This is a genomic window from Nostoc sp., from assembly GCF_036916655.1.
Lineage (GTDB): Bacteria > Cyanobacteriota > Cyanobacteriia > Cyanobacteriales > Nostocaceae > Nostoc.
Genome location: NZ_JBALFY010000128.1, coordinates 1 through 7,109 on the forward strand (window position 1 = coordinate 1; position 7,109 = coordinate 7,109).

Here is a 7,109-nt window from a genome sequence, read left to right on the forward strand (position 1 = left end):
GGGGGTCATGCTTAAAACTGCTGAAATTCATGTGCAATAGACATTTTGACAGTTTTTGACCCCTATTTTTTTTCGGCTTGTGAGAAATCCGGGATAAGTATTTTACTTCACAAACAATAAACTTTTTATGTGGCTCGGAAAAATCAAAACCTTTGCTAATAAAATATCTCCAGGTATTGATTCTCCTCTTCTGTCAATAATTACTATGAAATCCCCGAACAAAATGCTAACTTGATTACAAATAAATTAACCGTTCACAAGAGTTACCTCAATCGGATTTAAAAAAAGGAGATAAATATGTGATTATGAATACTTCTATGATGTCATCTGTGCGTTAAAAGAATGATTCTGAGGGAGAATTATGGAGTCAAGAAGAAGATTATAGGGAAATTAGTGGGGGCTTGCTCCCACAACTAATTACTAAAATCGTGTAAGTCTTTCGCTTCATACCGCTCACGTAGCAAAAATCTGTTGACACACTTCCTGTGATAAATTTTCTATGATATCTGCTAAACGTGTGCAGCCCGGATACAAAGATTGCTGCCAATAAAAACAAAGTGTAAGTGTTGAGATCACATTTTGTTGTAGATGCCTTGGTAGTTACTCTGATTGTCCATACCCTCATGGAGACAGTCTAAATTATCCATCTTTCCAGCCGCCTACTGATACCAATTCGCAATTCGCTTTTTCGCCCATTCGCAATTAAAAAACTTAGATATAGCAACCCTTTCGGGGTTTACATCTGTTTCATGATTTTAGTGAATTGGTATGACTAGCGATCGCTTATTCTTTTCTAATTTTCAGCACTCTATTTATGGTCTTATCTGTCAATGCGTAAGTTCTGTTAAATATAAAACAATGGTTTGAGTAAAAACCACCTTCCATTTTACTTCTTTAGTTAACAGGTACACTCCACCAAGCTAAAGCATAAGGTTGAGTTGATTCATTTACTTGATGGCGAAACTGAACCCGGATTTTATAATTACCTTGAGTCGGAACAGGGCAGAAGATATGTTGTACGCTGTCAACTTGGCTAATTGAGCTACAAACTACACCCATATCCTCACTTAAAGCATTAGCTTTTACCAAGTAGAGGTTGAGATTATTCAACCCGCGATCACGAAAAGTCTCTCCAACATCATACTGCTGGTTGTGATTGAGATCGTTTAATTCTACTAGGCGATCCCAAGCCAGAGTAATAGCAATAAAACTATTCGCCTTTAATGGTTTTGCTAATGTATATTCTATAGATGTTCCAGCCTTGACTGTGCCATAATCCCAGCCTATACTAGGCACAGCATTAGATGGTTGCCATTCGCCGCCACTAAATTGTTCATAGGCTCGAAATGCATTTAAATGACCCGCTCCCATTTGAGCATCCAAAGAAATTTTTGGTTCTTTATATGCATCAGTTGCCAACCAGTCTCTGTCTTGTTTATCAATAAGCGTTTTCATCATTCCCAAGCGTAAGCCATCACCGCTATCTTGAATTTTGTCTGCGGAATTGAGCAATACAGCTTTCATGACTTGGTGATGCCGAGAAGCAACACTCCAATGGAGTTGTTTTTTACGCAGTTGTCGATCCCCAAATTCTTGTAACAAGGCAACAGTGCCCGTAACATGAGGTGCAGCAAAACTTGTCCCTGAACCCGGATTTACCCGACCATCTGGATTGATTAAATCAATATTACTGCCTGGGGCTACTAAACTAATAGAGTGACGACCTTCAATATCAAACTCTTTACCAATTAAGCGACTACTTACTCCTTTGCCATCACCTACCAAATTGTCAACAGCTACTTTATTAAAAATACCTTTCTTTTGGGATGAAAAAGCCACGTTCACTCCGTTGTAATTGTCGGTCGGAATTGAAATCCCTCCTTTGCCTTGGTTACCCGCAATTACATATAAAGCATCATGAACGCGACTCGACCAGTCAACACATAATGTTAGTAAAGCATTACCATCTAAAACAGCCTCTGTCCGTGGGTCACGTTCCAGTGGTTCACCAAAGCTGAAATTGATCGCGCGAACATCACTACCGTTTTGCAAGGCGATGTATTGTGCCGATAAGCACTCTTGTGTCTGTCCCATTTTTTTTGTATCACCTACGGCATCTGAATACAGTCGCGCTCCTGGGGCTACTCCTGGTAAAGCTTTATCTCTACTCACCATTACTGCTGCCACATTGTATGCATGAGAATCTACATTCTTATTTGACTTAGCCCGTCCATCGCGTAAAAATACTCCTGCTGGTGATACAGCACGATTTTTAGACACGGCTTTATCCCAACCAAACATTCCTGGACGGCCAATTTCTACCTGACCTATGGCTATCTTGCGACCGATTAAATTGTACGGTGCAAGATGTAGTACAAGAGCATCAATCCCGTTTTTACCTAAAGAACTTTCTTCTAATGCTGAGGCAAGTAATGGCAAGCTCGAACAGCAAGCACTCATTCCCAAAATTACCCAACAGATAAGTTTTTTGCTCATTAGTACTCCTTTCGACTTGGGGGCGAAAGCGCCAGAAATATAGTCGTGTAGCAACAATATCCTTGATACAGCCGGGCATTTTATTACTGTTAAGTGCCTTAGCTTAATTTTACCTAGTAGTTTGGCCATTAGTCGCTCATGAGCTATCGCACAGTGACTTGTAATTCCTTTAAGTTGATTGTTGGTTGCCAACTTCGTGGAAAGCCGCCAACGCCTCTTCTAAGTGGTTAAAAAACCGATTAGCACCGATTAAATCTGTCAGTCCGTCCCGCTCGAACTGGACTTTTACCTCCGGTGACAGACCGGACAGGACAAAAGTTACGTTCTGCAGGGATAATTCCTTGACGACATCCCGAATCGTTTGGGATGCAGAGTAGTCGATTTCAGTAATTGCTCTGGACTCCAGAATAAACCACTGCACGGGTGATTCCGCATTTTTCACGAGATTTTGCACCTCCTCTGAAAAGAAGCTGGCGTTAGCATAAAACAAGTCTCTACTAAACCGATAAACGATCAGACCAGGTGCTGATACACTGCCGATACGGACAGGAATCGCCTGCCATAATCTCTGAGCATCGGGAATAATGATGGCAGAATGCGGTCGGTAACTATGACGCACGTGTAAGAGCAGCGACAAAATAATTGCTAAAACAATACCCTCTTTAACACCGATAAAAACAACCGTAGCAGTAGTAACGAGCGCAAGATAAAACTCATCACGATGGGTCAAAAATATTGACCGCATCCCCTGAATGTCAATCAATTTTAGTCCAATCAAAAATACAATTGCTGCTAAAACCGCATTCGGCAGATAGCTAATTGGTTGAGTGAAGAAGAGGATGACTACTAATACCACTGCTACTGTGGTCAGTTGAGCTACTTGGCTTTCTCCTCCTGCTGTGTCAACAATTTCAGTTTTGGTCGGGCTACCATTGACCACAAAGGTTCCACTCATCCCCGCCGCCAGATTAGCTAGAGCTAGACCCTCTAGGTCAATATTTTCTTGAAAGTCCTCGTTGTATCGGAAGGCGTAAGCCCGTGAGGTCGCTGCACTTTGAGCAACAATGACGATACAGCACGATAGGGCAATGCCAAATACTTGCCCAATTTCACTCAGAGCAATAGTGGGCAATCCGCATGATGGCAGTCCGCTGGGAATAGATCCAACTACCATAACACCATGACTAGCAAAGTTAAACAGCCAACTGCCAATAATTGCTACTATTACAGCCAGCAACGCACCTGGAAATTTTGGAAGCAATCTGTCGCATAGTTTAATCGTAATCAAGACTGCTAGAGAAATCGCGATCGCTAATGGGTTAGCATGGGACAGACCTTCAAAGGTATTAATGATTTGCTGGATTGGATTATTCCCCCCGCCTTTTAAATCCAACAATCCACCTAATTGACCGATTGCTACTTGAATTCCTACCCCAGTCAAGAAACCTACCAACACGGTACGCGACAGAAAATCCGCCAAAAAACCCAGTCTAAACAGGCGTGCTAACAGTAAAAGTCCAGCTACTAGGATGGCGATTAATTCTGAATACGCTAAATATTGCGAACTCCCCAACGCTGCCAAGCCTGATAGCCCAGCCGCTAGGATTGCAGCTGTTGCAGAGTCGGCTGCGACCACCAGATGGCGAGAAGATCCAAAGAGCGCAAACGCCAAGGCTGGAAGAATAAGTGTATAAAGACCTGTGGCAATGGGCGTTCCGGCAATCTTTGTGTATCCCATGACTTCAGGAATGCCCAGTGCTGCTAGCACAATACCCGCAACGATATCATTCCCAATGGTGGCGACTGCCAAAGGTAAAATTCCCTGAAACAGGCGAAATCGCTTTTTAGTTGGATGCTGGGCTGTATTTGCGTTCAATTTCTTCATTATTTCGGATTCAAATCCTTGTCCAAAATTATTCCTCGATTGCCTTAATCTGCCCTGCCGCAACTGCATCAGCTAGTGCTTTGTAATCCCGCTCGGTCTGCTCGGCGTAAGCTACTGCAAAATTAGCGATCGCCCGATCGAATGTGTCACTTTGACCAAGATAACCACTAATAATGAATCGATTTTTCTCTGAGAGTTTGAGGTATCTACCTGCCACCACAATGCTTGCAGCTAAACGCTTAACATCCCATTCCCAAGGGGCTAAAAGGGTTTCGTCGAAGTCATTGACATCAAAGACGAGATTTCTCTCTGGTGTACCGTATCCACCAAAGTTGGACAAATGGCAGTCTCCACAAGTTTGAACTTTGATTCCAGTCTTGGGAGTTTCGCTTAGATCGGCTGCCATGATATTGGCTGCCCCCCTCAGAAATGCAAAAGGAGATTTCAGCATTCGTCCGTAGCGAATGGGCACTAATTCCAGCAATCTTCCTTGGTTGGATTCCTCCAGGAGCGCAACTGAGTCAGGACGATTGGGGGCAGGTTTCCACTCTTCATGGCTAGATCGCGGCACTCGATCCCGCAGGGCTTTTCCCATCGCGCTACCTTCAGCACGAGAGAGCCACTGTGAAGCTAAGTTCTGATTTTGCATTTAGGGTTGACCCATCAGTGAGAGGTTAAGGCTATTTAGCTCTTGTCAATAAGTAATAATAATTGATTAATATTATCCAGAATATCGGGTTCGTCAACAGAATTTTTAGGTTAGCGATGCCGAACTAACAGTCTGTCTCCACTGGGGTTTAGACTAGATTTTCAACTGCTATATAGCGGGAGGAGGTGCATTTTTCCTCCCTCTCTCCCCATACACAATTATCATTCTTATCAAGGGTATTTTGAGTCTTTTAACTGATTTACAACTTTATCTTAACCTATCACGGATCTTACTATATCTACTTTCTAGCCTCTTACTCTTTTGAGTAATGCATAGCCAAAAGGCGATCGCTGACGCGCTACTAATCGCTTGCTTGGGCTTTTGCATCTCTTCTTCAACAGCTCCCAACAGCAAAGCGTGCAAGGATGACAGATACGGTTTGGCAAAATCCCCAACCCCTGCAACAGCGAATCCACAGCTTCTTCACGGCTGTCCACTTGATGCAACTGCCGTAACTTCACACATAACTACTGCTTCATTTACAAAGTGAGTAGGCGTAGCCCATCGTAGACATCGCCCTTACCTCAAACCAAAAAATCACCCAGCAATACCTTTGCCACTCTTGTAGTTCATAGCTCTGGGTTTCCTCTTGCCTATAGGGACTACTTTCGACTGCTTGGGAGGTTGTGGCGGACGGCATTTTTCGCAATATAGAGGTCGCACACCAAAAGTTTCTCTTTGTGTGGGTTGTTCGCACTGCTTACACACAAAGTTGAAAACGCGCGTGTGAATTTCCCGCTTGTGCGCTCTGACAGTGTACTCTCGGACTTCAATAGTTTTGCTGGGCATTGACTGATTACTGTTGTGGACTTACTTCTTTAATATAGTTTTTCGTCTTAGTTATACAAGATCCGTGCATCATCTGACCAATTTGCTCTCGCTTGAGGTTTAGCTGTTGGCCAATCTGAGCGAGATTGAAATGCGGATTGTTCTCTAGCCCAAAGCTTAAAATCAACATTTGACGCATCAATAGCTTTGTCCTGGTATTGCTTGTATATCTTCACAGCATAAGTTGTTGAAACGCCGTGGCTTTGCAAAAATACCATCACTTCTTTAATTGCTTTCTGCGAAGCCCAAGCGTTTTTGATCAGAGTGATCCGCTTTTTGGCAATACCCTGGACTTCAATCAGTCGCTCAATTTGGTTTTCGATGATGTCGAGTGTTTCCAAACCGAAGTGAGCAACGATACGCTTGGCTGTGACTGGACCAACTCCTTTGATTAGTCCACTGCCCAAGTATTTCTCAATTCCGGTGAGTGTTGCTGGTTTAGTTTCTTTATAATTGGTGACTTGGAATTGTGGCCCAAACTGGGGATGCTCTCGCCAAAAGCCTGTTAGTTGAAGCGTCTGCCCTGGCTGAATATTGGCAAAACTACCGACGATTGTGGTTAAATCTCTAAATCTGGGGCGTACCAAACGCGCCACTGTATACCCCGACTCCTCTGAATGGAAGGTCAAGCGTTCTATTACCCCAGTGATTATTTCATGCTGGGGAGTAACGTTAACTTGTTGCTGGATGGGAGTTTGGGAAGTGGACATTGCTTTGAGCGAAAATGTTTCCTGCTGTCGTTACGGCAAAATATTCAAAGATAAGTATTAATCAGCCATTAATATAGTACATACACACCAATTTATATCTTAGTGTCCTTTATACCGAAATTACAGCATCAGCACTCAGGAGTGCAATCACTACCGGAAGTGCTGGTACGCGATCGCACTCCTGATAGCAGCATTTAAAGGCATCTTTAACAGCAGTGGCGATTTGTTTCCAATCTTTGGAGTAGCGGGTTTTGCTTATACTCTCCTATTCGACAACTTGAGCGTGACTTAAATCAAAGAGACGCTACGCTAAATTTTGAGTGAAGTCCTCTCTTGAACCCACATTCCGCACCCTTAACTGTCACAATCGGTTATTACGGAATTTACTTGATAGAAAATGAGTAAAAAATTACATTTATCTCAAAAAAACAGATTTGGGATAGGAAAATTTATTAGATATATTCTTAATAAGGAGCAATAA

General features: G+C 42.9%; 4 protein-coding genes and 2 pseudogenes. All 6 read right to left on the reverse strand.

The features are described 5' to 3' along the window. Positions 1-425: 425 nt before the first annotated feature. Positions 426-610: pseudogene (locus V7L31_RS32780) on the reverse strand (IS701 family transposase); the annotation flags it as partial. A 284-nt stretch (positions 611-894) separates the two neighbouring features. After that, entirely contained in the window at positions 895-2,496 is a 1,602-nt protein-coding gene (locus V7L31_RS32385) for a S8 family serine peptidase (RefSeq protein ID WP_334700030.1), read from the reverse strand. Between the two features lie 169 nt (positions 2,497-2,665). After that, positions 2,666-4,381: a SulP family inorganic anion transporter gene (locus V7L31_RS32390; RefSeq protein WP_334700031.1), complete on the reverse strand. Its 1,716-nt coding sequence runs from the start codon at positions 4,379-4,381 to the stop codon at positions 2,666-2,668. Positions 4,382-4,409: 28 nt separating this feature from the next. Next, positions 4,410-5,030, reverse strand: coding sequence for a DUF2252 family protein (locus V7L31_RS32395; protein WP_334700032.1), 621 nt, complete (start codon positions 5,028-5,030; stop codon positions 4,410-4,412). Positions 5,031-5,627: 597 nt separating this feature from the next. After that, positions 5,628-5,879, reverse strand: a complete 252-nt coding sequence (locus tag V7L31_RS32400; protein WP_190938408.1) for a hypothetical protein — start codon at positions 5,877-5,879, stop codon at positions 5,628-5,630. A 179-nt stretch (positions 5,880-6,058) separates the two neighbouring features. After that, positions 6,059-6,628 (reverse strand): annotated as a pseudogene (locus V7L31_RS32405) (YrrC family ATP-dependent DNA helicase); the annotation flags it as partial. Positions 6,629-7,109 lie beyond the last annotated feature (481 nt).